Source organism: Photobacterium pectinilyticum (assembly GCF_024357955.1).
Taxonomy (GTDB): Bacteria; Pseudomonadota; Gammaproteobacteria; order Enterobacterales; family Vibrionaceae; genus Photobacterium; species Photobacterium pectinilyticum.
Window position 1 is genome coordinate 25,947 of sequence record NZ_JANEYT010000009.1, and the last position, 25,118, is coordinate 51,064.

Consider the following 25,118-nt stretch of genomic DNA (forward strand, 5'->3'; position numbering starts at 1 on the left):
CTCCTTAAATTTCTCGACGGTTATTGGGCTTCAACACAATCTTGGGTAAAGCGGTACAGGTAGTGCGGGCCACCCGCTTTCGGGCCAGTCCCCGACAGTCCCTGTCCACCGAAGGGCTGAACGCCAACCACCGCACCCACCTGATCCCGGTTGATGTAGCAGTTTCCGACACGGGCACGGCGCTCGATATGGCTGTAGGTTCGCTCGTTGCGGCTATGTACACCCATCGTCAAGCCAAAACCCGTGTGGTTGATTTGGTCGATCACCTGATCAAGCTCGTTGGCTTTGAAGCGAACGATATGCAAGATTGGGCCAAAGTTTTCATTCTCCAGAACATCAATAGAAGGGATTTCAAACGCCGACGGTGCAACGAAATCACCGTACTGGCAAGTCGCTGGAATCGTAGCCTGTGCCACTAACGTAGCTTGGTTTTTCAGCGACTGGATATGGGTTAACAGCTTGTCGCGGGCCGTGGCATCGACTACCGGGCCAACATCAGTGCTGTGCAGCTCAGGGCGTCCCACCGACAGCTCAGCCATTGCTCCTTTAATCAGGCCTATCACCCTATCGGCGATATCTTGCTGAATAAACAAGACACGCAGTGCCGAACAACGCTGACCCGCAGAGGCAAAAGCCGAACGCACCACATCGCGCACCACTTGCTCAGGCAGGGCAGTACTGTCGACAATCATGGCATTCTGGCCACCGGTCTCGGCAATAAACGGAACCGGCTCACAATCTCGGGCAGCCAAACTACGGTTGATCCGCTGGGCCGTTTCTGTCGAACCGGTAAACGCCACCCCGGCAATACGGGTATCAGCGGTCAATGGCGCTCCCACCTCGGCACCGGTGCCCGGCAACAGCTGGATAGCGCCAGCAGGAACACCGGCTTCAAGCATCAGCTCAATCGCTCTAAAAGCAATAAGCGAAGTTTGCTCGGCCGGTTTGGCCACCACGGTATTACCCGCAGCCAGCGCCGCAGACACCTGACCAAGGAAAATTGCCAACGGGAAATTCCACGGGCTGATACAAGCGAACACACCGCGCCCCTGGTAGCTTAGCTGACGGGTTGTACCGTCAAAGCCCATTACAGATTTGGGCTGGGCAAACTCCTCCGATGCCTGATTGGCGTAGAAGCGGCAGAAGTCCACCGCCTCGCGGATCTCGTCAATGCCGTCCTGAATCGTTTTACCCGCTTCGCGATGGCATAAAGCCACCAGTTCACCAGTATGCGCTTCCAGCAAATCTGCCAGACGCTGCAAGCACTCTGCACGCTCGGAAGCAGGGCAGGCCGACCACTGCGGGAAAGTACCCGCAGCGATAGCAATTGCTTGTTTAACCTGTTCTTGATTAGCAAAGGCCACCGTTCCCACGCTCTCGCGACGATCATAGGGCGCAGTCACGGCAAAAGTGTTTTCGCTATCCGTTACTGCAACCCCATTGATAATAGGGCCGGCCAGCCATTGATGCTGGGCAAATGCCTGAACAGATTCATTAAATGGCTGCCACTGCGAAGCAATCTCAATATTGACCCCAGCAGAGTTCTTACGCTCGTCTCCGAAAATCTGCGGCGGTAACGGGATCAGGCTGTTGTGCAACGTAGGACGTGACTTTAAGGTATCAACCGGGTGCTGGATCAGGCTTTCTACCGGGCAGTTGGCATCAACCAAACGGTGGACGAACGAACTGTTCGCACCGTTTTCCAATAAGCGACGGACCAAATATGGCAGTAAATCTTTATGGCTACCAACCGGGGCATAGATCCTGACGTTGGTCTGGTGCATCTTCATCACATGGTTATACAGTGCATCCCCCATGCCATGCAGACGCTGGAACTCGAAGTTGCGGTGTGACTGGGCCATCGCCATTACCGCCGATACCGTATGGGCATTATGGCTGGCAAACTGCGGATAAATCAGACCATTAAGATGAGGGGCCAACAAGAATCGGGCACAAGCCAGATAAGACGCATCGGTCGCTTCCTTACGGGTAAATACAGGATAGCCACTAAAACCACTCTGCTGAGACAGTTTCAGTTCGCTATCCCAATAAGCCCCTTTGACCAAACGTAGCGGGATAACATCGCCCTGCTCTTTAGCCAATGCAGCTAACCACGCCAGCACCGGCAAAGCGCGTTTAGAGTAAGCCTGTATGACCAAGCCAAAGCGTCCCCATCCTTTCACGTCATTAGAGCGGTAGAGTTTTTCGAATAGCTTCAATGAAAGCTCAAGACGATCGGCCTCTTCGGCATCAATGGTAATGCCGACATTGAGTTCGCGGGCGCGCTTAAGCAGCGACAACACCGACTCGTACATTTCATCCAGCACGCGGGCTTCGTTAGCCACGTCATAGCGTGGATGCAAGGCTGAAAGCTTGATGGAAACCGTTGGGTCTGGTGAGCGGGTATTACTGCCACTTTCGCTGGCATAGCTGTCACGACCTACCGCCTCAACAGCCATTACATAATCTTTGAAATATTTCTGGGCATCCTGAGCGGTTAGAGCAGCTTCACCCAGCATATCGAAGGAATAGGTAAAGCCTTGGTCACGTTTACTTTTGCCATTTTTCATCGCTTCAGCAATGGTACGGCCAAGGACAAACTGGTGACCCATGATCTTCATCGCCTGATTCATGGCTTGGCGGATCACCGGCTCAGACATTTTGTTAACAAGGCGGTTAATAACATGGCTTGGTGCGCCACTTTCCTTGGCATCCAGGCTAACCACTTTACCAGTCAGCATTAGACCCCAGGTAGACGCATTAACAAATAACGAATCGGAGCTTTTCAGGTGCGACTTCCAATCTGCCACGCTGAGTTTGTCACGGATCAGGGCACCGGCCGTGGCGGCATCTGGAATACGCATCAACGCTTCAGCCAGGCACATCAGCAAAATCCCTTCTTTGGTGTCCAAGCTATATTCAAGCAGCAGAGCATCAATCATCTGGATCGCGTTCTGATCGGATCGAACCCGCTCGATCAGGCTGGTGGCTTGGTCAGATGTAAACTTCCGCTCTTGCGCTGTTGGCTCAGCCAACGGCATCAACTGACCCAGCCATTGTGATTCATCCACACTGTACAGTGGCGAAATCTGAGACCAGAGCTCATCCAGTGGACGCTCAATAAAATCAGGCTGAAGTACTTCTGCCGCATTGAACATAGTGATTCCCTCAATAGTGTACCGGATAAGGTAAACAGCATTTTCAGTTACTGACTGCCCCTACCCAAGAAAATTGTTACATCGGTGTTACCAGTAAGGGGATTTTATTTTCCAACACTCCGATAGTCTTGCTATATTCTCCGATACTTTTTAGTAAAAGTCCGGCTTTTAACAAAGTTCGACGGGAATTATTTAAAAAATATGCATTTTCCCGTAACCCAAAGCCTGACACTGCTGAAAAATCACACAAATCCAGAACGATGATCAAGGGAGAACGGAACAATGATAGAGTAAGCTCAGACATTGGATGTGCACAGTGAAGCTACTCATCAGCATGATGTGTAGCTTAAAGGGAATATCAAATAGGAAAAACAGTTAGACCAGAGAAGGAATGCTACAAGTTTTCAACAAATGGGTAGATATTGATGATCAGATTAATTTGCGGGGTTGTCACGGCGATAGCGCGCTGGCGGCTTGCCATACAATCGGGTAAAGGCTTGGGTAAAACTGCTCTGACTGGCAAAGCCTGTACTCTGGGCCACTTGCGCAACACTTAGCAGGGACTCTTCAATAAGCTCCCTTGCCAGTTCTAGCCGCTTTTTCAATACATATTGGTGAGGAGTGGCTCCTGTCTGCTCTTTGAACAGATGATGAAATTGACTTTCCCCCAAAAAGACCAAGCCAGCCAACTGGGAAACAGAAATTTTTCGGGTCAGGTGCTGAAGAATATATTGATCAATCACATCCATGTTCAACCGGTAGGTTTGGCGATCAAGTTTCAGCGGCTTGAAGTGGCGATGCAGCACACACATCAAAGTATCGGTACATGCTCTGCTGAGCAGCAAATCATCTGGATGGGCAGCCATCTCAGCAGTCAGGGCCTGAATGAGGTGCTGTGCTTGGCGGTCAAGGTGGAAATAACCCGATTGATCAAACAACTGGGCAATATGATCTTGAGAATAAGATGCCTGAAATTGCTCATTAGCAACATTCAATACCAAAATTTCATTATTACCAACACCGGAAAAGGCATGCTCTGAGTCTGCCGTTACCAAACATCCCTGACCGGGACATACCAGATTACCCGCTCCTTCGATATCAAATTCTGTTTGCCCTGATAAACCAATCACCACCTGGTTATAGCCATGGTTATGGTGATCCATCTGCGCCGGCAATGTAACGATTTCAGAAGGTTTGAACATTGGCGTGTTTAGCTTTTCTTTCATGCTAAATGATCGAAGAATATGACAGTGATTCGTAGATCGATAGTACCATAATTCCCCCAATAGCTATACCCAGCCCACACCAGCTAAGCAATCATTACCGTTCATCTTGAAATCCATTGACTTATATCGGAACCATGATCAAGTGGGGATATTTTACGGCCAGTGTGATTCTGATTCTATTTTGTTGATTTAAAAACCAGCAATCAGATTTGTTAGCTAACAAAGCCCAAAAGACCAATTCATTCCCATCATATAAAACGGATATACTTTCAACGCTTTAAATTAAAAAGAGTGCAATTGGCCAAGCTCCCTTGGCTAGCTGCTGGCACTTTCAACAGTCAATAACAGAGATTCTCTTGATCATCGTTCTGGGAAAAAGGCCAAGATCACGATCTAACTTGATCATCGTTCCAGTCGGAACTACATTGCCCGTTATGACACACCTCTTGATCATCGTTCCGTATATTTTCAGTAGGTTGCCAATCTTTGATTGCCGATAAGAAATAGATCGAAACAATGATCCTTGATCATGTTTCCAATCTTGAGGCTAATTGTGTTACAAATAGCCTTCATACTAGGAATAGGCGATCATGACAGAGCTGCTTGCACAACTACATTATTCATTTTCCATCACCGGCCCTATATTTCTGATGCTGGGATTAGGGATTTACCTCAAACGTATCGGTATGCTGACGGAAGCATTTATAGAGACCGGCTCCAAACTGGTTTTCAATCTTACCTTACCAGCAATGCTGTTCCTGAGCGTTTCCCGCTCCAACATATCTGAAATAGGAAATCCTGATTTATTACTGTTTGCACTGGCTGCGAATATTCTCACTTATCTAATGTTCGAATTATTGGCAAAGCGAACAATCAAGCAGAAGATAGATCGCGGCGTCGTGGTCCAAGGTGCCTTTCGGGCCAACACCGGTATCATCGGCCTTGCCTATGCCAGTAATGCCTTCGGCGACAATGGTCTTGCCCTTGGTTCGTTATACGTAGCCGTCATTACTGTCGCGTATAACATCCTTGCAGTGATCACCTTGTCTCGCTCTAATCCAAATTTACCAAGCCTCAATACTCGCTTCCTGCTACGCTCCATTATCAAGAATCCGCTGATCATCAGCATAATCTGCGCGCTACCATTCTCTATTTTTGCCATTCCGCTACCGGAACTCATCACTAAATCCGGTGGGTACTTTGCAGGAATGACATTGCCACTGGCATTGTTGTGTACTGGTGCAAGCCTAAATTTCAACCAGTTGCGGCAGGAGCCAGCGAATACTCAGTATGCCAGCATAGGAAAGCTCGTGATAGCTCCGCTATTTATTACCCTTGCAGGTATTGGATTGGGCTTTAGGGAACTCGAACTCGGACTTATCTTCCTGATGAGTGCCGCCCCAACAGCTGCTGCCAGCTATGTTATGGCAAGAAATATGGGAGGTAACGCTTACCTCGCAGCAAATATTATTGCCGTTACCACGCTAGGATCGATATTCACCAGTAGTTTAGGAATCACTTTGCTTAGAACGTTTAATTACGTCAATTAAGTCAAAGTCACTGCCGTCTTATTTACCCTTAAAAATAAAGAGGATATTGCGGTGCTACAGATGGCTAATTACACTGCGTAATTAGCCATTTGTAATAAAGAGTAATCCTATTCAAAAACAGTCAGCTTAAACAAATAAATATAGTTACACTTTAGCGGTTTCTTTTGAATATAAAACCTTATGATTGCAGGTATATGCATAGCTAGGCAGACCTACTTTCACAACACATTACTGTCTATTTTATTACCGAAAAATGTGCATCAAAACAGGCTGAAAGTTATGCAAATCATCTGAATAATCTATCGTTTTCAATCAACCAGCCAAAATTAATCGCGCTGAAAATGAAACATTTTTCCAATTAATCATTTTTATGCACGATGTTTTATAGCGAACATAAAAAACCCAAAAATCACATTGCCACACCTTTGTCAATAGGTGATTTCCCCCCTTACCTGCTTATCACACTATTGTTATAGTACTTTCCGTCGACAGAAAGACGGTTTTACCGCTTTCTGCCTACAGTATCCAACTTTGGATACATGCCAAGCGGGTTCACTTTGGTATAAACCCTCATACCAAAGAATATGAACCTGATTGGGTACCTCTTCTACACGTCGTACAGGATTGTGCTCTTCGGAGTCAAACTCTTGTCTTTGCCGACCTATTAGGTCGGCTTTTTTTTATCTTTTTTACAAATGTGTCCAAAAATCCGTCATTCAGATATTGTAACCTCTAGCTATTCAATTAAACTTCACTGTTGCAACTGCTCTATTCTATTAACTCAGGCACACGTAGTGAAAAATAAAGTCGACCCCTCTTTACTACATATATTTAATCAGCTCCCAGGGTGTTGGGGATGTAAAGATAAAGATTCAGTCTTCGTTTATGCTAATTCCGAATACGGAAACATAATTGGTGTTGATCATCATTTAGATTGTATCGGCCGTACCGATTTCGACATGCCAAGCCCGACGGTTGAATGTGCAGAAGCATTCAGGGAACAAGATAATCTTGTGCTGACATCAGGAAAAAGAATGCGAGTACTGGATATCCACCCTTATTCCGATGGCAGCTGGCGTGCACACTTATTCACTAAAACCCCTTGGAAAAACGATGAAAACGACGTCGTCGGAACCATTTTTTCAGGTGTCGAACTCAAAGATACGGCAGTATTAGAAGTTGGCCACTGGATTTGCCGGGCAGCTGGTATCGATCCGAAAGAGCAAGCCTCTTTCAATCTTGACCTCAACCACAACGCCATAAACCTTAACACCCGTGAATCTGAAGTACTCTTTCTGCTGCTTTACGGCAAAAAGCCACAGTATATGGCCAAGGTGCTCGGTGTTTCGGTTAAAACAGTAGAGAATTATGTCATTCGACTGCGCGAGAAGTTCAATGCCCGTTCAAAGAACGAACTTATCGACATTGCGCTAGATCTGGGCTTTGGCTCGCATATCCCCGAAAGTATGCTTAAACGCCAGCTATCGGTAATTTTGAAAGAATAGATGGCTCAATTTTGTCATTTGTAACCGCAAAAGACGCAGACTTAGTTTGCCTTTTTGCAATCCAAAGCTTGTTTCCAGATCAATTTTTGTACTGGGCCAATTACCTATAATTCGCCCAGTCATTAAATTTACCGGCCTAAGCGCCAACGATATGCTGGAAAAACTATGAAGCAATTTACTGTCACCTACGTTGTACACCCGCATTTCAACATCCCTTGCAAATACCAAATCCAAGCGGTGAGTGAAATCGATTCCATCACTAACGCCGAAAAAGCCCTTAAAGTGCGTCACCCTGAAGGGGTAAGTATAGTGACTAGTCAGCAGCAATTAGCGGCATAAAAAAAAGGGCAGCGAAGAGCTGCTCTTTTTTGGTCTAAACCCAGTGATACCAGTCTTGATCAAATGTTTATGATGGATTTGATCAAGGCGCCAGGCGCTCAATGCCCCATTGCTGGGTTGCATCCTGTATCCGGGTATACAAAAAACGGTCATGCAAGCGGTTAGCACCGCCCTGCCAGAATTCAATCGAATTGATTTTTACCCGATAACCGCCCCAAAACGTCGGCACCGGCACCTCACCTTTGGCAAATTTATCTTTCAGCTCGAAATACTTACTTTCCAGCGCCTGTCTGGCAGAAATTCGCGCGCTCTGTTTACTTGCCCATGCAGCAATCTGGCTCTCTTTTGGTCGTGACGAGAAGTACTTCAGCACTTCCATTTTTGACAACTTTTCCGCGCAGCCAGTAATGTGGACCTGCCGCTCAAGAGGGTGCCATGGAAAGTGCAAGCTGATTTTGCTGTTATCAGCCAAATGCAACGCCTTGCGGCTACCAAGATTGGTATAAAAGACAAACCCATCTTTATCAAAGTGCTTCAATAACACAATGCGCTGATAAGGCTGCCCGTGCTCATCAACAGTCGCCACTGTCATCGCAGTGGGATCGGTCAGCTTTGCATCTATCGCCTGCTCAAGCCAGGTGTTGAATAGTTGCTCCGGCTGCTCCGGCAAATCATGACGGCGCAAACCACCCTGTGTATAGTCGCGACGAATATCAGACAATTCCATTGTTATCTCCGCTCATTCTCTGGATGTATCTTATAACGCTGAAATTGTGCGCTTTGTCTGATTGAAACACAAGTAAATTGCCCGACAGTCTAAGCCAACACGCGACTCTGTAACCAAGCTCGACGTTTCCACCTGCTGAATTTGTTACATTGAAAAAAAAGGCCTTCCAATGTCGGATAAGAAAAAATTTTTTTGCATTGCCCTGCTAATAGGCAGCGTGGGCGCGATGCTCATCAGTTGGGCCACCTTGTCACAGATCCAGCGCCACCTCAGCGAAAAACTCATTGTGGATGTCACTCAGCTGGGTACAAAAATTGACACCCAACTTGAACGTTACAACCAGCTTCCCGATGTTTTAGCCCGTGATCCGCGGTTGCTCGCTCCCCTTCTAACCAAACACAAACCCGTTTCAACGGTTGGTGATCAATTCCAAGCCGTGAACCAGCTACTTGCGCAATGGAGCCAAACCTTAGGTGCCGACACTATGTACCTCATTGATATGAATGGCACCACGCTAGCTTCCAGCAATTGGCAACAACCGGACTCATTTGTAGGACAAAACTTCAGTTATCGTCCCTATTTTCAGCAGGCCGCCAAGGGGCAAAATGGACAGTACTTTGCGTTGGGTGCACGATCAGATAAACGAGGGTATTATTTTTCTGCGCCCGTCACGATAAACCAACAGCCTGTAGGCGTACTCGCCATCAAGGTGGATCTTTCATTACTCGCCGACATCTGGCAGTACGATGATATTGAATATGCGATAACCGATCGCCTGGGAATCATTTTCTATAGCTCTGAATCCCAATGGCTTTATCACTCGCTGACACCGCTAAGCGACACCACGAAGCAACAAATAAAACAATCGCGGCAATATGGCCATGTAGATATCGCCACGCTTACCCAAGCAGAGAACCTTACGGCATTCAACCAGCAGCCCGTCATCCCCTTGCATGGAGCTGCCGCTACTACGTCGCAAACCTATATCACCGCTCAGCATGACATGGATAAAGCTGGCTGGTACATCTTCGGCTTTACACCACAAGCAAAAGCATTTGAATATATGGGGCAGGTACTGTTGTTGTTTGTCCTGATCTACACCCTGCTATGTATCGCGGTCCATTCTTGGTGGCAAACCTACCGAGCCAGGATCGATCTGGCCAACCTTAACAGTCGGTTGGAAAGGCGGGTAAGCCAGCGTACCCGACGGTTGCAAGAAACTAACCAGCAGTTAAAAATCACCCTAAGCCAATACGAGCATAGCCAAGCAGAATTGAAACAAACCCAGGATGAACTGTTGCAAGCCGCCAAGCTCGCGATGCTGGGTGAACTTTCTGCCAGCATCAATCATGAAATCAACCAGCCACTCGCAGCCATTCGGACCTATGCCGAGAACAGCCGGAAACTATTAGCCAAACAGCGTTATGATATGGTCAGTGGCAATATTGATGAAATCATCGAGCTTAACCAGTTGATCACCGACATCATCGCCCGATTCAAAGTTTTCGCCCGCAAGCGAAATTTTTACCAAGCCTCGCCTCGGACCAATGTCGCAGACTCTATCCGCTCTTCCTTGTCGTTAGTACGCAACGCGTTAATCAAACAAGGAGTTGTACTTCGGTTGGCGGACTTTCCAGACAATGTAATCATTAATATCGATGCTGTGCAATTTGAACAAGTGTTGATTAACTTATTGCAAAATAGCCTTCAGGCACTCAAGAATCACTCCGAACCTCAGGTTGGGATCACGCTAATCGTCCATTCAGGCCGGGTTGAATGCCGAATATGGGATAATGGTCCCGGATTAAGTCCAGAACAAAAAAAGCAGGTTTTCTTGCCGTTTTACACCACCAAGGAGGATGGCTTAGGGCTTGGAATGACAATATCCAAACGTATTATCGATGCGTACCATGGCACACTCAGCGTCAGTGATCACCCCGGCGGAGGTGCTGAATTTACCCTCAGCTTACCATTAGAGAGCGAGAGCAAACCATGAACACCCCTGTTATCTTTATAGATGACGAAAAGTCAGTCCGACATGCCCTTGGCCAAACACTCGAGATAGAGGATTACGATGTCGCTCTCTTTGCCAGCGCCAAACCCGCTCTGGATCAGCTGACTAATCAGTTCCCAGGCGTCATTATTTCCGATATCAACATGCCCGGCATGGATGGTCTCACCTTTCTCAAACAGGCGCTAACATTAGATTCCGAGCTTTCCATCATCATGCTCACCGGCCATGGAGATATTTCAATGGCCGTTGAAGCCATGCGGCTCGGCGCTTATGACTTTCTCGAAAAACCATTTTCAACGGAACACTTACTCGATGTCGTCAAACGGGCTGGCGAAAAGCGTCAGTTAGTACTGGAAAATAGGGAGCTACGCCGAGAGCTTGAAGTACAAAGTGGCCCCGGGCCTCGAATTTTAGGCAATGACCCGTCCATCAAACAGCTGAGGCGGATCTTATCTCACCAGTCAAAAACACATACTCCGCTTTTTATCCACGGCCCCAGTGGTTGTGGCAAATCCCTCGTTGCCCGATTTGTCCATGACCATGGCTTACAGCCACAACAACCGTTTGTCACCATTGATTGCAGTGCAACCGGCGCCGAAGTGCAACTGAGGGAGCTTATCGCGAGTATCACAGAGCAGTCATGTGGTTCAGATACAAAGCTATCCCCCTACTTTGCCACACTCTACCTTAAGCACATCGGCCAAACACCGCCACAAATTCAACCTGCATTGGAACATTTCATTGAATCACTATGCAAAGAAAATAAGGCTGTTCGGGTTATTGTCAGCGCCGATACCGACAACCATCAACAAAGCCAAGCCGGCCTGTTGCACAGTCTTTATTTCAAGTTGGGCTTCATCTCACTAGATTTGCCACCGCTTCATAAACGGCGGAACGATATAGCTCTGCTGTTCCATAACTTTCTTCGAACGGACTGTAGCCGTTTTGGTATAGAACCGCCGCACATTGACGCGCGATTAGAGCAGTGGTTGATTGAACAAGGTTGGCCGGGAAATGTGCGCGAACTGCGGCAGTTTGCTGAGCGCTATGCATTGTTGGGAGCCAAGGCGCTCGACACCCAGCCACAGCATGGCAGTGATCAATCACCGGCAGCAACACTGGCGGTAAGAGTGGCCGATTTTGAATGTAAAGTACTGCACGACGCGCTCAATCGCCATCAGGGGAGACTAAAGGAGGTACAACAAGAACTGGGCCTTGCGCGAAAGACCTTATATGACAAACTAAGAAAATATCACATTGATAAGAAAGATTTTAAAGCCTAGCCCATCCACTGTCGGAACCATAAAGCAAAGCCAAATGAAAACCAGGAATGGTTTACACATTTTTTCGAACTATCTCCATAAAACAAGATGTTAGTCAGCCCTGCACGTCTAGCTAGCGCGAAATTTTGATACCTTTACCAGAGCGCTAGAATTGACAGCCTCAGTCGCCTCAACGGTTCCAATCAATTAATTTCTCTTCGAGCTTGCGGAGATCAACAATGAACTTATTCCGCTACACTTTTTCTTGGGTTGCGAGTACTTTCACCACCCTGTTATTGTGCTTTGTCGCTTTACATTCCCTGAGTATACGCGGTGCTCTCATCGAGCAGGCTCAGCAACAACTGCAATTAAGTACCTCATATTTTGAACAGCGCTTGGGGTTATTGGATATACAAGACAATCATATCCAAGCTAACTACACGATGCTGCTGGACCAGGTCGGTCAAATCGCCCCGCAGGTGCAATCACACGTACAGGTGCTCGCCTCCAACCAACATTTTTCATCTCCGGCATTAAGCCAGTCAACACAGATAACTCCGCAACCAACTCGTTTATGGCCAACAATCTCATCGCAACGTATCTTGTTCGGCAGTAGCGAAGAAGCTATCCGATTTACGGCTGAAGTTCCTATCGATAAAATCACAGCATCATTTTGGCTGAGGCTTCTGCCCGGGGTAGTGATTGGTACTGGCATCTATCTGCTCATTTTGTTGCTTTTGTTCGTGCTGCTTAAGCGAAAGCTCCAGCCACTTACGCAACTGGCACTGCAGTCTTCGACTATTGGTCATAACTCGCTTTCAATTCCACCGGGAACATTAAACAGCATTGAGGCAAAGGCCTGGGTAAAAATGTTCGGACGTTTTAAAAAACGGCTCGATGACATTTTTCAACAACAAGCCGATGAAGCCAATAAACTGAAAGCCCAAGCCTATCAAGACAAAGTATCTGGTCTTGGTAATCGCCACTACTTTATTAATCAACTCAATGCCTGGCTCGAGAACCCACAGCAAAGTGGTTTGATCTTACTTAAATCAACCTTACTCGATGAAGTGTATCAGCAATATGGTTTTGAAAAAGGAGATGCCTTTACCCGCAAGTTGGCCGACGATCTCAATGCCAACATCATTCATGCCCAAGTTTATCTGGCTCGGTTATCCTATGATGAGTTTGCGGTTCTACTGCCCAATATCGCCACACACAAGTTACTGCAAGTTGCCGATGCAATGTTTGACGTGCATCGACAACAAGAAAAAGCGTACCGAGGTGAAATCACAGACAGCGCATTTTTGGGCTTGTTGATGGTTGAGCAGGCCAGTAGTGCCAGCCATGTCCTAGGTCAACTTGATAACATCCAGGCCCAAGCATCACGTAACCCAGCTGAGCCGATACAGTTGGCAGACAACCAGCACCAAGTGCCGAGTTTCGGTAAGCAGCAATGGAAGTCATTATTGCTCGACGCCATCGATAACAACGCAATGAGCTATCAGTACCAACCGGTTGTCAATGAGCATCAACAACCACTCCATTTCGAAGTTTTTTCATCGCTCAAAGCTGAACAGTCACACTACAATGCAAATCAGTTTCTCGGTGCGATTGAAGATGTCGGTGCGGGGGTGTTGCTCGACAAACACGTCATTGCCCACCATGTGAATGTCTTGAATGGTGACCAGAGCCGCGGACCATTTTCTATCAACCTCACGACAAACAGTATCACGGATCCGGCATTCAACCGCTGGCTTGATCAAATGCTATCGCGTAACCAACACCTGTCTCAGCGTTTGCATTTCGAAATTCCGGAATCATGCTTTATTCGAACTCCCGATGCTTGTGGCTTATTGTGCTCAGCCATTCGTTTTTACAAATTTCGCTACGGCGTGGACGGCTATGGCCGCTATTTCAAATCACTCGCTTATCTTGAAGAGTTCCGCCCCGACTACGTGAAAGTTGATTTTTCGTATACCCATCAGCTCAACGATGATTTGAAAAAACAACTACTGTCGTCAGTATGTAGAACGGCTCACAGCCTCAATGTCATGACCATTGCTACCCGAGTAGAAACAGAAACACAGCTTGAGAGGCTATCTGAATTATTTGTCAGTGGCTTCCAAGGCTTCTTTACTGAACAGAAAGCTAAAGATAAGCGATTACCGACACATCCGCATCTACATTAAATAGGTCAGAGAATGTATTTTAATTTACAGTGTAAATTAGATTTACACTGTAAATTAAATGACCCCGATTAAAGCGGTGAGCACTGAAAAACATGCTCAAAGATATGAAGCTTGGAAGGACCGTGATCTTGTGTGATAAGCAATTTCTCTTTTTCCAATCGACTTTGAACCCCTGCATAGAGCCGATTAACAGCAGTGATCATGACCCGAGAGCGTAGCTCATCATACTCGTCGCGTAACTGTTGATAGTCAGATTCCAGCATACCAATCTGTAACTTATGTTGCTCGGCAGCATAATGAATCCGTTCACTTAATTCGACAGGGCGCTTATGCTCAGGGAGCTTCAGCAGCTTAAGCTCTGCTTGCTTAATTTTATCGACGTTTTGAAGCTCGATCTGATAGTCATGATGCTTATCTTGCAGTTGCTTTAGAAGGTATTCAAATTTGGTAAAAGCAGTTAACAACGTAGGAACACCAGACAACGCACCAAGGTTGACCGCACGAATACTATAACCCGCTTCAGTTACCCCACCGCTTAAGCTACCTTGCCGCTTGAACTAATCCATAACAACAACTTCGCCCTCAGCACGAATGACACTATGAAGGACATGTAAGGTAAACATCGCATTCTGCCCACAGGAAATATCAGCAAACTGGGCAAACTTACTCGTGACACTGCCTTTGGCTTCGATAGAACAGCCAAGCTTGTTCCCTTCGAACTTACGCCCAATGATCCCCTTAATAATTGATATATCACCGCCAGCTTTCAATTCAGCCAATTCAACAAAACCAGCGACAGTTATATTCCCCGAAGCTGTAACCTTCATACCGGGTGTTACATCCCCAGTGATCAAGATACTCCCATCAAAATTAATATGACCCGTTGCGACATTCACCCCTTTTATGATTAATGCCTCATCAACTTGCATTCCTCGGGGTTTAGCAACAGGGATCCCGGGTTTTTCTGCCAATAACAAGTTAGGATCCTGCTCGCTGATAAGCGTCCCTTCACCTGGTTGAAACTGGTTGTCCTTACCTGGTTTAGCCGGTAAAACCTTCCCCTCTACGGTATAACCCACAACACCTTCCGTCGCAGGAATGCGTCGCATCAATGCCTGGCCAGCTTTAACCGTGATCAGTTCACCCAAATCACGCATATCCACCTTGCCATCATCTGTCGCTTGAGGCCTCAATATACGGTGACCTGCATCATCGACCAGTGATTCAAACCAGGCGTCAGCACCGTTTTCGGGTAAGCGGCCGAAAGCCACGGGCAAAGTGATTTTTTCACCGGGCAAGAGGCTATGGGCTTCATGCAAAAGTTGATGAAGTTGAGTTTTACGGATCCCTTTGATGATCCTGTTCTGCTTCAGCGCTTCTAGAATATCAGGCCCGGTAGTATGAGTTCCCCCATAAGGTGCTGTTAGGGTAATAGCAGCACGCATAAAATCAGGGTCAGCTTTCACCACGAGGCTAGCGTTACGCCGCTCCGCGATAACAATAGGCTCAAGCTCAGTGGTTTGTGAGTCAATATCATTGTCATGGCTAGTGACAGCAAGCGCTGAATCAATCGCTTTTTCGAACAAATAGAAATTGCCAGCACCAACGATAGTAAGTTGTTCGAGTAACACCCCACGCGTTGGTATTGTTTGCTGGTCTGCGGTTGCCGCAAATAACACTGATTGTCCATCATCAGAGATACGCAGAAAAAGCTCTGCCATATCAACTCCTTTTTCTGCTATTGGCGAACAATAAAGTAATGGTACCCCTCAATATTACAGTAACAAATCAGCTACCTAGTATATGTTCAGTCACAAATTCATGTGAAATTTATCAATAACTCAACAATAGGCAGTTGAATGCATATTGATTTAGCAATAACAATTCATACAAGTCAGACCAAGGCGATAGTGCGTAACTGATGAGACGTCAGCCATTGGTCAGTAATAAACATATAACTACCATTATTAGGGTGCTTTTTATTTACGGAAATTTTATCTTGTCGCAGATAGCCTTCCAACATACCAACCGGTTGGAGATACAGTTGATAGCAGGCTGTCAAAGGCAGGGGGGTCGATGATTCAAAATAGATCATTTGGCGGGTAATTCTGTTTACCGTTACTTTTACTCCATAATCATGACTGTCGATGGTTTCACCACTGCTGAGAAGGTGGCCAAACAGACGACCAGCGATACCGCCACGACCAACGGAGTAGCACTTTTCGATATCAGAATCTTGGCAAACAGATGAATGAATCATCTCTTTTAGCGCTGGAGGAACATCTTTTATTAAACTCATGCTGACTCCTTATTATTATTTTTTTGCCTACCACAATAACAATAATTAGCCTTTGTATACGACACAAAGCCCAAGCAAAAATTTAGTGGCATTCTTAAATCGTAGACAATGAGGCAAAAGAATACAAATCTAAATCACAAAGCAGTCTCACCTGAGATTTACAGTGTAAATTTTGACAACAAAAAAGGTGGCAACAGCCACCTTTTCAAATAAAACTTCACGCACATTGTTATGCTGAAATTTACACTGTAAATTATCTTAACGAAGAGACTGGAACTCTTCAATCGGCGCATGACCACGAGACTCAAGAAATTCAATAAACCGAGATGCGCTCGTTGTAACAATGGAAGACTCGTCGATATTCACTTTGTCAAACAATGCTGCCGCAGAATCAAATTTTCCTATGTCGTAAGCAAAGTGAGCATCAGACCCTGTTGTGAACGACACGCCAACCTCTTTACCAATTTCAGCAATACGTTCACACCTTGGCTGGCTTCCTATCCTAGAGCCTGACAGCGAAGAATTATTTATCTCAACCAACACGTTGGCCTCAGCCGCTGCCGCCAGAACACGCTCAAAGTCGAAATCAAAATTAGGGTTGCCTAAATGACCCAACGCATCAACACGACCTGACTTAATAACATTAAGCAACGCTTCTGTATGTTGCGTCGATGAAGATGGCGCAAACACTGGCTCATGGAAACTCGCCAGAATCCAGTCAAGGTGACCTTCCACTTTGGCAGAGATATCAATTTCCCCTTCAACATTCATTATGTTTGCTTCAACACCTCGTAAGATACCTACCCCATGAAGAAAGCGAGGCAAGATTTTCTGGTTGGCAAAATGCCAAAAATGAGGGGCGCCAGGCATTGAGGAGGCATGGTCAGTGACGCACATTAATTGCAGACCTTTGTCTGCAGCAGCAGCCGCGTTCTCTAATACCGTGCTATACGCGTGCCCGCTAGAGACTGTATGGCTATGGGTGTCGACAACAAATTTCATTACTCGCTCCTTGCTAAAGAATTCTTTTTAAAATCAGATCTGACAAAATCACGTAAAGCCTGCTCTGCCTGTTTACGGCCCGTCAGTTGGAATTGTTGGACAATGTCTTGCCAAGGTTTGCGTTGAATAACTTTAGACACTGCCAAATGAAACGTAGCCAATTCGCAAGACTGTCCGATATGAAGCAAGCGGTGATACAGATATTGCTGCAGCGCAGGCAACACTGATTCGTACCCCAAGCCACCTTGGCAATATAACGAAAGTTGATCTTCTACCCATTGAGTCGGAAGGGCTGGCTGCATGGCTTTAAGCGATAATGACTCAATCAACAGCGGCAGAAACTCTTCAATTGCCATCTCGCGAAAAGCTTCACATGCATTAGTAGTCAAACCTATCGCAAATAAAACCCTCGCCCTGGTAAACCACTGCTGACTTAAATCACAAATAGGTTGTACACACAGCAAGGATGGATACCCACTCGAGGCATCTTTTTGCAGGCCCAAACGAACAGGCATATACCCTGCTCGCTGCCAAAAATGCAAAAGCTCGGCGACATAACCGAAGCTGGTGCCGAGGAAATTATATCGACCCTGTGACCAGAGCCTGACTGAGGACAATAATTGCTGACCAATGCCTTGCTGCTGAAAATCGGCGTGAACCGCAATTCTTAGTATACGGCCAGAACGTTGCATTGCGGCTTCAGAAATACCAAGATGAGCAGCAAGAGACTGGGCAAGTAGATGGCCTCGTGGCCTTCGTACACCAAGTTGGATTTGCTCGGCAAGTTCTGGAGAGAAGCCCCCTTCATCGACAATCAAACAACAACCCAACACATTATCATCATTTCGGCAGACCCAAATATGCAAGCTGTCATCATCAAGTAAGTTTACCAAATCGGCAGGCGACGTTTGATAGTGTGCATTGATCAATAAACCAAATAATGAAGAAAGAAGTTTTTCCGAAACGAGCAGCTGGTTTTTATCAAGATATTCAAACTGTGCCGTATTGGGATCAAGGCCTGACGTGGCAGGCTCAGCATCAAGCAGCAAGGCTTTGAAAATCCAGTTTTCCAACGGATCATTATCTGCCCAACGGATCGCTTGCTTCATTTCAAACGCACGCCACTGTGGCATGAGTTTATCCAGCAGCTGACGAAACTTAACAGCGAAACCACGTCCCGTTCCCTCATAACCATGTACAGTACTGGAAAACACCAAACGTCCAAAACTGTTGAGTAGCATGTTGAGAACAGGGGCCGGTATAGCCGCAGCTTCATCTACCATCACCAGATCGGCGTTTGGCTTTTCTGATGACAACACATCCGGAGCAATAAAAGCCAGCGAACCTTTGCCAAGTTCAAGACATTTTTGGTTGGTAAATGGCACTCCAAACTGATCCGCAGCATGACGAAACACTGCCTGACAAGCTGCAAAAGAGGGGGCGGTGACAACAATTTTGATGTTTCGCTCAGCCAGCAAACTGGCCGCGGCTAATCCCAGCGACGCTGACTTTCCCCGACCGCGATCCGCGGTTAAAACCAAAGGTCGCTTACGGTGACCTGTCACTACCCGGCGAATAGATTCAACGGCACTAGCTTGGCAAGCGGTCAAAGTACCAAAAGGGAAAGTAGCTTCTGTTGGGCCAAGAGTATCCATCTTCGCTAAATCATGAAAAGGCAATGCCGGCAAATCCAAGTCCGGCTCGAGTATCACGACGTTGGGATGCTGAAACAATTCACTCAACCGTCTGGTAAAATTTGAACCGCAATTTTCAAACCACTCAGGTGGCAATAACAACAGCAAGATCCCTCCACCAACGACGGTACCGGACAATGCACCAAGGGCTTGAACATCCAGAGCATGAGCTCCCTGCCCACTATGTCCGTTAAAAGTCAGCATCTGACATTCCCTACCTAACCATAATTTGGCTTTCTTGAAAGGAATAGCGTCTATATCCGCACAGAGTGGCTCGCCACAAAAAAGCCGATTCGGATAATGAGGTGCAAAAGCATCTAAAACTTGCGCCGACCAGTTTGTGCCGCCCTTGGCAACAACAAGGTATCGGATATTACGAGCAGCCGCAATCGAAGTGAGTGAACGGCAGAATTCAGAAAGTAGGGACATGCTATAACTCAATGGCAAACAACTACCCGATAATACCAATATGCCGGTAGTGGTGCGAAAAAAAACCACGCTCAAAAGCGTGGTTTTAATATACAGAGTCAGCTGAATATTCTATTTCAAATAATCGGCAAGGTAGGTGAGGATTTCATCGGCTTGTCGCTCGGTCAACTTTTTCAGCTTAAGCTGAAGCTTGTCACCATCGCGCAAATAACTGATTTTTCCCTTCACCAACTCTTGCGGTTTAGGCTTCTCGATCTCGACTTTTGGCTGAAGAGTCTCACCAATCTGCTCAAGTTTACTGGTCACCTCACGGGTAATACGGGTAATACCAGAAGCATCGATTGACTTCCACATCGCTTCATCACCGGCAGAAATTTCGGTAACAAATGACTGTTGTTGATCATTGTTGAGGCCGAAGAACAGACGGTGAAGCTTAACAATCGTCGGTCGGCCAAGTTCTCCGACACTCGGGTAAGCCATCAGCAATTCCATTGGCAAAGATGCTGCCTTCAATGCCCCACTGACCAAGGCTTCGCTACACTGACAATACCTCGCGAGCTCTTTTTGATCGGCGACTTTACCGGTTTCAAGCAGCGCCTGCATTTCCTTACCACGTTCAAACAATGACAGCGGTTTATGCGCATTAGCGACATCAGAAAGGAATTTGGCGTGCTCGCCATTAATCCCCTTACCGACATAGATAAGGAAATCTTTCTCAGCCAAGATACATGACATGCGACGGCGGCTACCGTCAAGCACCTCGATTCGGCCATCATCCAACCAACGACCAACAGCTGGGTACTGCTGTCCACGATCTTTAAGCGTGTTGAGGATATCAGCCAGCGCATGCTCGTTAAGGAAAGCCTGTTCACGGGCATTCTCAGCAAAAACACGCGTTTTTTCAGCAACCTGGTTGGCTTGGATTTTGATTAATTCAAACGCAACAGTGTCCTCGCCAGCTACCGCCAACTCAATAACGGATGCTTTATCACGTGCCGCTGTTTGGGCCTCTGTTGGCGTTGTTGCGCGTCGTTTGTCAGCTTTACCGAACAAACGCGCATTAAGATCTTTGGTTTTAATCGCCATCCACTTATTACTCCCGGTTCAGGTTAGCCCAGTGAGAGTGCATTACACGCTCTAACTCTAGACCAACACGTTGGATCGCATCTTGCGCTGTTGAAAGGGTCTTTTTACCCCCTTCAAATTCGGCCGCCGTTAGGTCGAATACAGTGCTGTAGGTATCGGCACAAGTCTCAAAGGCACGGCTTCGCGGTACCGTGGCCATCATGACTTGCTCACGAAGCAGGTAGTTCATTTCGGTCAGCACCGATACCTGCTTCTTGTTGTCATCCTCGAACATGGTCGGCATCAGTCGGATGAATTCCAAACCATGCCAATCTTCTGGGAACATCTCGTAAACTGTAGGCAAATGCTGGAAAAAGTTAACGGTAGAGGCCCAGTCGAGACGTTTTGCCGCACAGGGAATGATCAAGGCATTGGAAGCATACATGGCATTCCATACCAGCGGATCAATGTGCGGACCGGTGTCAATCATGATGATGTCAAACTCATCAGCAATAGGATCGATAACCTTTTCCTTAAGCAGGCGAACAATATTCAAGTCCTGATTTTCAGCCAGATCCTGCCATGCATCAGCATTGAACATGGCATCTTCAGGGAAGGCTGCAATGGTCTTCAAGTTCGGGTATTGAGTGGGCATTACCACATTACCCATCACGAATTCCTTGTCGATATCCTGCCCTTCAGGCACATTTTCCAGCATTACATCAACCGCTGAATAAATGGTTTCCTGATCGCCGACACTGATCTGTGGGTTAAGGAACAAACGCAACGAACCCTGCGGATCCAAGTCAATCAAGCAAATTCGGTAGCGCTTATCCAAGTCCAGCGCGAGGCATGCTGCAAGGTGTACAGCTGTCATCGATTTGCCGGTGCCACCTTTCTGGTTTTGGACATTAACAATCCACGGTTTACGCCCCGCACCTTCACGCTCGTAAAATGCTGGCTTTTTTGTCGCATCCATCAATTGATGCGCTTCTTCCAGGCTAATTGAATAATGATTTGCGTTATTTTTCGTAAATTGGTGGCCATTCGCTTCCATGCGTGAAATAGCATCATCCAGCTTACGGCGGGTAAGGCCTGACCGACTTTCCATCAATGCTTTCGACATTGGAGGAAACGCTTCTTCCCGACGCTCCTCCAACACAATCTCAATTCGGTCTGCTTGGACCTGCTTCGTCTGCTCGGCGATATTGAGCAAGTTGTCTATGGTTTGTTCCCTGTTCATTGTCTTTATTCACCTTGAAACATTTTGCTATATTGTACAACAAAAAAACACTAAAACAATAAAAAGCTGAACGGTGACATGTGATATTTATCTCAGCATAAAGCACAAAGTAAAGCAAAAAACAGACATATTCCTCTTGAATTTTGAGAACAAACGAGAGTGATTAACTTGGAAAGAGAGATAAATTTAAAGTGTTACGGCGTCACTATTTTACATTGTAAATCCAATTAACCCCCAATTATTCCGGAAGCGTGTCTTTTTTGGCTAGATTACGGACGCTGTAACTTTGATTAAATTTTACCCCCAATGGCCCCGATGAATAGCATTCAATGAAAATTAACAAAAATGATGATGAAATCCTTCAATTTCATTATGATCGACCAAACACCGACAAAACATGATCACGGCGATCAGCGTGAAATTAGTGGCTTAGCTTAATCTACGTTAGATTGAAGCCCCATAGTCTTGATCATCGTTCCCGTATCGACAGCAAGATCACGAAGCATGATCAAGGGAAAATTCAGCCACACAGGAGACTCGACTGCACGCTAGTATGATCGGAAAAATGATCAAGTGATTGACGGTGTAAATCGATCTTAGAACGGTTCCCCCCGAAAGCATGGATATATCCGCTCAAATTACGGTGAATGTAGGTCTAATAAGGGCTTAGCAGACAAAGAAGCGTAATCTTTTTCCGTATCAAAGGCTGTAAAATAACCTTTGGTGTTAAAATTGAAATGCACGAGCTACGGCTTGATCATACATCCGCTTCGGACACATGATAAATACCCTGTAGAATACGGCGAGTGTTAAATCAACTTTGGTCAATATTTCTTCGCTACGGGGTGCTCCGAGGAAAAGAACACTAAAAATAACGTTGAATGACACAAGCATGATCATCTTTCCGGTGACAAAAAGGGGAAAATGAAGACTTTGGGATTCGCCAATACATCGAAATAGCCCATTTTGAAGCTGATGTTCAATTTGACCTGTGGATAACCTGTGAGTGTGCCATGATCATGCTTTCTAACTCTTGATGATCATGTTTGCAGATTGATGATGATCATACTTCCAACCTCATGATGATCATCGTTTCTATTACTTGTTGATCATATTTCCAGAACAGCCATGATCATGCTTTCGAAGTGGTCGCTTTTTATATCTTTAAGTTTCAATGCCTTACGCGCTTATTAACGTCCAGATCATAAGATCATATAATCAATAAGATCAAAATAAACAATAAGATCAATTTAAAAAAAGCCAATAAAAGATCTTTCTTTCTTGTCATATTTCTATTAATCTTTCACGGAAAAATGGTGCATCTACGGCTAATGACAAATGAATTCCGCGCTTTCATCAAAGAATAACAACCCTGAGAAGGTATTGATCCTCGCTCCACGATCCCACAAAGATGGGCATTTGTTCTCGATCCCGGCAAACTTAATTGATTGGCTTCCACAGTACCAACACTTCAAAGGTGTCACTAAAAGCATTATCGAGTTACTTAACTTGATTTCGCTACGCGGCTTATCCACTCATGATGGTATGGTATCAACCACAGAGTTGGTTGAAGCAACGGAAGGACACTTGACCCGGGCGGCGATCCAGCAACGCTTAAGAGCGGCGGTTAATATCGGTTTGTTCAAACAACAACCCGTAAGATTCGAAGAAGGGCTTGCGGGTAAAACCATGTTGCATCATTTCATCAACCCGGCCATGTTGATCTCACAGCTTGGTACTGGAAGCTTGAATTCAGAGCAATCCAAAGCGAAAGAAAAACAAAAACGTTCAAAAGCATTGGCACAAAACCATGTAAACCGCCAATTGCTTAGTGAGCACGGATTGGGTACACCGCCAAGCATGCTAGACGAAGCTGATCAGATTGTGATCTCTCCCACCAGCTGGGCGGGTATCATCGACCAAGCGCTGGCCCCACCTCGTACCAAAAAGAGTTATCAGAAATCCATGGTGGCGATCAGTGGCACCAAGGCAATCATTGAAACACGATCATCGAAATCGATCATGACAGTTGATGATCTGATGACGTTGTTTGCCTTGTTCACCCTGACGGTGCAATACCACGATCATCACATTGCTGATTATGAAATTCAATCGCGCAGCATGGGTAACAAAACCCCAGTATATATCACGGATATTCTTGCTCTGAGGGGCAAGAAGGACAGTGGGCCGGCTCGTGACTCTATTCGCGAAAGTATTGATCGCATTGAATTTACAGATTTCCAACTGCATGAGCTGACCGGTCGCTGGATGAGCGAGAATATGCCGGAAGGGTTCAAGAGTGACCGTTTCCGTTTCCTGGCCCGAACCATCACCGCATCCGAAGAAGCACCGACGGAAGGGGATGATGGTGAGATCAGGATCAAGCCGAATTTGTATATTTTGGTGTGGGAGCCATCATTCTTCGATGAGTTACTGACCCGGGATTATTTCTTTCTGTTCCCACCAGAGATCCTGCGCCAGCATACCTTGGTTTTCCAGCTGTATTCGTTCTTCCGAAGCCGGATGTCACGTCGCTACACTGACTCGATGATGCTGAGTGAGTTGAACCAAAAACTGGCTCGCAACATTGAATGGCGCCGTTTTTCAACTGACTTGATCCGCGAGCTGAGCAAACTGGCCGAAGAGAAGATCACAAATCAGGTCTTTGCGGTTAATTTGTGGGGTTATCACTTGACGATCACACCGCACGAGGAAGGCAAGCGTTATTGCGATTACCAGATCGATATCCGTTGTGATGTCGATGAAGTGATCCGTTTCTCGCGGGCGAAAACGACCAACGAAGGCAAGCGCACCATGGCACCGACGATGCCTAACCCGCTGCGCAATGAAATTTTGCCTAAGAAAGAGCTTGATCAGCTTTCCGAGATCATTGATGGTGAATTTGAACCTATCCAGCGCAAAGAAAGCCGTCCGAAGGGACGTTTAGGGCGCCGTGTGAAGCTTCGCAAACACTTGGTTGAAATCAATGCGGATGAATTGACCATTACCTTGTCCAAGTATACTTCCTCAGAAGCTCTACAGCGCAGTATAACGGCGTTATCGGCAATGAGTGGACACTCAGTTGCCTCTATCAGTGAAGAGTGCCACAGCTTGCTGGAGAAGCTCGATTGGCTTCGGGTGGGGGGGGATGTCGTTCCTTACGAAACCCTGAGCAAAACTATTGAGTTATACAATGGCCAACACGACCAAGGCCATTTGTCGATTGAACGGCTTATTTCTGGCCTGGCTGTAAGGCGCAAAGTCTGTAAGTTGGTCTATGAAGGGCACGTTAATGATCAGGTAATGCATGCGCTGAGCGATATTGCCAGCGGTCGCTAAGTTCTCGTCATGAATCATAAAAAAATCCGGTCAGTGAGGAACTGACCGGATTTTTTTATGCCTGTTGTTCAGCT

Annotated in this window: 15 protein-coding genes and 1 pseudogene; 7 read left to right on the forward strand and 9 right to left on the reverse strand. The window is 46.4% G+C overall.

Going from position 1 to position 25,118, the window contains the following annotated elements; all coding sequences use genetic code 11:
• Positions 1-20 precede the first annotated feature (20 nt).
• On the reverse strand, positions 21-3,158 hold the full coding sequence (putA, locus tag NHN17_RS05950; RefSeq protein WP_255041199.1) for a bifunctional proline dehydrogenase/L-glutamate gamma-semialdehyde dehydrogenase PutA: 3,138 nt from the start codon (positions 3,156-3,158) through the stop codon (positions 21-23).
• A gap of 434 nt (positions 3,159-3,592) precedes the next feature.
• The gene (locus tag NHN17_RS05955; protein ID WP_255041200.1) at positions 3,593-4,384 is read right to left on the reverse strand and encodes an AraC family transcriptional regulator; all 792 of its coding nucleotides are present in this window, start codon (positions 4,382-4,384) and stop codon (positions 3,593-3,595) included.
• 590 nt (positions 4,385-4,974) lie between these two features.
• Here NHN17_RS05955 and NHN17_RS05960 point away from each other — a divergent pair.
• The 3 genes from NHN17_RS05960 (at position 4,975) to NHN17_RS05970 (ending at position 7,778) form a co-directional block, all read left to right on the forward strand.
• Positions 4,975-5,934, forward strand: a complete 960-nt coding sequence (locus tag NHN17_RS05960; protein WP_255041201.1) for an AEC family transporter — start codon at positions 4,975-4,977, stop codon at positions 5,932-5,934.
• A 794-nt stretch (positions 5,935-6,728) separates the two neighbouring features.
• Positions 6,729-7,439: a helix-turn-helix transcriptional regulator gene (locus NHN17_RS05965; protein WP_255041203.1), complete on the forward strand. Its 711-nt coding sequence runs from the start codon at positions 6,729-6,731 to the stop codon at positions 7,437-7,439.
• A gap of 165 nt (positions 7,440-7,604) precedes the next feature.
• Complete coding sequence (locus NHN17_RS05970) at positions 7,605-7,778, forward strand: addiction module component (protein ID WP_255041205.1); 174 nt, start codon at positions 7,605-7,607, stop codon at positions 7,776-7,778.
• 82 nt (positions 7,779-7,860) lie between these two features.
• On the opposite strand, the gene pdxH is transcribed toward NHN17_RS05970, so the two are convergent.
• Positions 7,861-8,505, reverse strand: a complete 645-nt coding sequence (pdxH, locus tag NHN17_RS05975; protein ID WP_255041206.1) for a pyridoxamine 5'-phosphate oxidase — start codon at positions 8,503-8,505, stop codon at positions 7,861-7,863.
• A gap of 169 nt (positions 8,506-8,674) precedes the next feature.
• Between pdxH and NHN17_RS05980 the strand changes: the two genes are divergently transcribed.
• The 3 genes from NHN17_RS05980 (at position 8,675) to NHN17_RS05990 (ending at position 13,973) form a co-directional block, all read left to right on the forward strand.
• Positions 8,675-10,501, forward strand: a complete 1,827-nt coding sequence (locus NHN17_RS05980) for a sensor histidine kinase (protein WP_255041207.1) — start codon at positions 8,675-8,677, stop codon at positions 10,499-10,501.
• Positions 10,498-11,802, forward strand: a complete 1,305-nt coding sequence (locus NHN17_RS05985) for a sigma-54-dependent transcriptional regulator (RefSeq protein ID WP_255041209.1) — start codon at positions 10,498-10,500, stop codon at positions 11,800-11,802. Before NHN17_RS05980 ends, NHN17_RS05985 begins: the two co-directional genes overlap by 4 nt.
• A 218-nt stretch (positions 11,803-12,020) precedes the next feature.
• Entirely contained in the window at positions 12,021-13,973 is a 1,953-nt protein-coding gene (locus NHN17_RS05990) for an EAL domain-containing protein (RefSeq protein WP_255041211.1), read from the forward strand.
• A 68-nt stretch (positions 13,974-14,041) separates the two neighbouring features.
• Here the strand turns inward: NHN17_RS05990 and NHN17_RS05995 are convergent.
• The 6 genes and pseudogenes from NHN17_RS05995 to NHN17_RS06020 all read right to left on the reverse strand — a co-directional run bounded on the left by NHN17_RS05995 (position 14,042) and on the right by NHN17_RS06020 (position 21,705).
• Positions 14,042-15,694, reverse strand: a pseudogene (locus NHN17_RS05995) (flagellar assembly protein A).
• A 173-nt stretch (positions 15,695-15,867) separates the two neighbouring features.
• Entirely contained in the window at positions 15,868-16,272 is a 405-nt protein-coding gene (locus NHN17_RS06000) for a hypothetical protein (RefSeq protein ID WP_255041212.1), read from the reverse strand.
• A 258-nt stretch (positions 16,273-16,530) separates the two neighbouring features.
• Positions 16,531-17,274, reverse strand: coding sequence for a phosphatase (locus tag NHN17_RS06005; protein WP_255041213.1), 744 nt, complete (start codon positions 17,272-17,274; stop codon positions 16,531-16,533).
• Positions 17,274-19,397, reverse strand: a complete 2,124-nt coding sequence (locus NHN17_RS06010) for a tRNA(Met) cytidine acetyltransferase TmcA (protein ID WP_255041214.1) — start codon at positions 19,395-19,397, stop codon at positions 17,274-17,276. The genes NHN17_RS06005 and NHN17_RS06010 overlap by 1 nt, the downstream gene beginning before the upstream one ends.
• Positions 19,398-19,508: 111 nt before the next feature.
• Entirely contained in the window at positions 19,509-20,483 is a 975-nt protein-coding gene (locus NHN17_RS06015; RefSeq protein ID WP_255041216.1) for a ParB/RepB/Spo0J family partition protein, read from the reverse strand.
• A 7-nt stretch (positions 20,484-20,490) separates the two neighbouring features.
• Positions 20,491-21,705, reverse strand: a complete 1,215-nt coding sequence (locus tag NHN17_RS06020; RefSeq protein WP_255041217.1) for an AAA family ATPase — start codon at positions 21,703-21,705, stop codon at positions 20,491-20,493.
• 1,338 nt (positions 21,706-23,043) lie between these two features.
• Here NHN17_RS06020 and NHN17_RS06025 point away from each other — a divergent pair.
• Positions 23,044-25,044 (forward strand): replication initiator protein RctB domain-containing protein, encoded by a 2,001-nt coding sequence (locus tag NHN17_RS06025; protein WP_255041218.1) that lies wholly within the window; start codon positions 23,044-23,046, stop codon positions 25,042-25,044.
• Positions 25,045-25,118: the final 74 nt, after the last annotated feature.

Coding starts and splice junctions, on each gene's coding strand:
- NHN17_RS05980 (WP_255041207.1), top strand. CDS start 8,675: ATGTCGGATAAGAAAAAATTTTTTTGCATTGCCCTGCTAATAGGCAGC.
- NHN17_RS06025 (WP_255041218.1), top strand. CDS start 23,044: ATGAATTCCGCGCTTTCATCAAAGAATAACAACCCTGAGAAGGTATTG.
- putA (WP_255041199.1), bottom strand. CDS start 3,158: ATGTTCAATGCGGCAGAAGTACTTCAGCCTGATTTTATTGAGCGTCCA.
- NHN17_RS06000 (WP_255041212.1), bottom strand. CDS start 16,272: ATGAGTTTAATAAAAGATGTTCCTCCAGCGCTAAAAGAGATGATTCAT.
- NHN17_RS05960 (WP_255041201.1), top strand. CDS start 4,975: ATGACAGAGCTGCTTGCACAACTACATTATTCATTTTCCATCACCGGC.
- NHN17_RS06010 (WP_255041214.1), bottom strand. CDS start 19,397: ATGTCCCTACTTTCTGAATTCTGCCGTTCACTCACTTCGATTGCGGCT.
- NHN17_RS06005 (WP_255041213.1), bottom strand. CDS start 17,274: ATGAAATTTGTTGTCGACACCCATAGCCATACAGTCTCTAGCGGGCAC.
- NHN17_RS06015 (WP_255041216.1), bottom strand. CDS start 20,483: ATGGCGATTAAAACCAAAGATCTTAATGCGCGTTTGTTCGGTAAAGCT.
- NHN17_RS05990 (WP_255041211.1), top strand. CDS start 12,021: ATGAACTTATTCCGCTACACTTTTTCTTGGGTTGCGAGTACTTTCACC.
- pdxH (WP_255041206.1), bottom strand. CDS start 8,505: ATGGAATTGTCTGATATTCGTCGCGACTATACACAGGGTGGTTTGCGC.
- NHN17_RS05985 (WP_255041209.1), top strand. CDS start 10,498: ATGAACACCCCTGTTATCTTTATAGATGACGAAAAGTCAGTCCGACAT.
- NHN17_RS05955 (WP_255041200.1), bottom strand. CDS start 4,384: ATGAAAGAAAAGCTAAACACGCCAATGTTCAAACCTTCTGAAATCGTT.
- NHN17_RS06020 (WP_255041217.1), bottom strand. CDS start 21,705: ATGAACAGGGAACAAACCATAGACAACTTGCTCAATATCGCCGAGCAG.
- NHN17_RS05970 (WP_255041205.1), top strand. CDS start 7,605: ATGAAGCAATTTACTGTCACCTACGTTGTACACCCGCATTTCAACATC.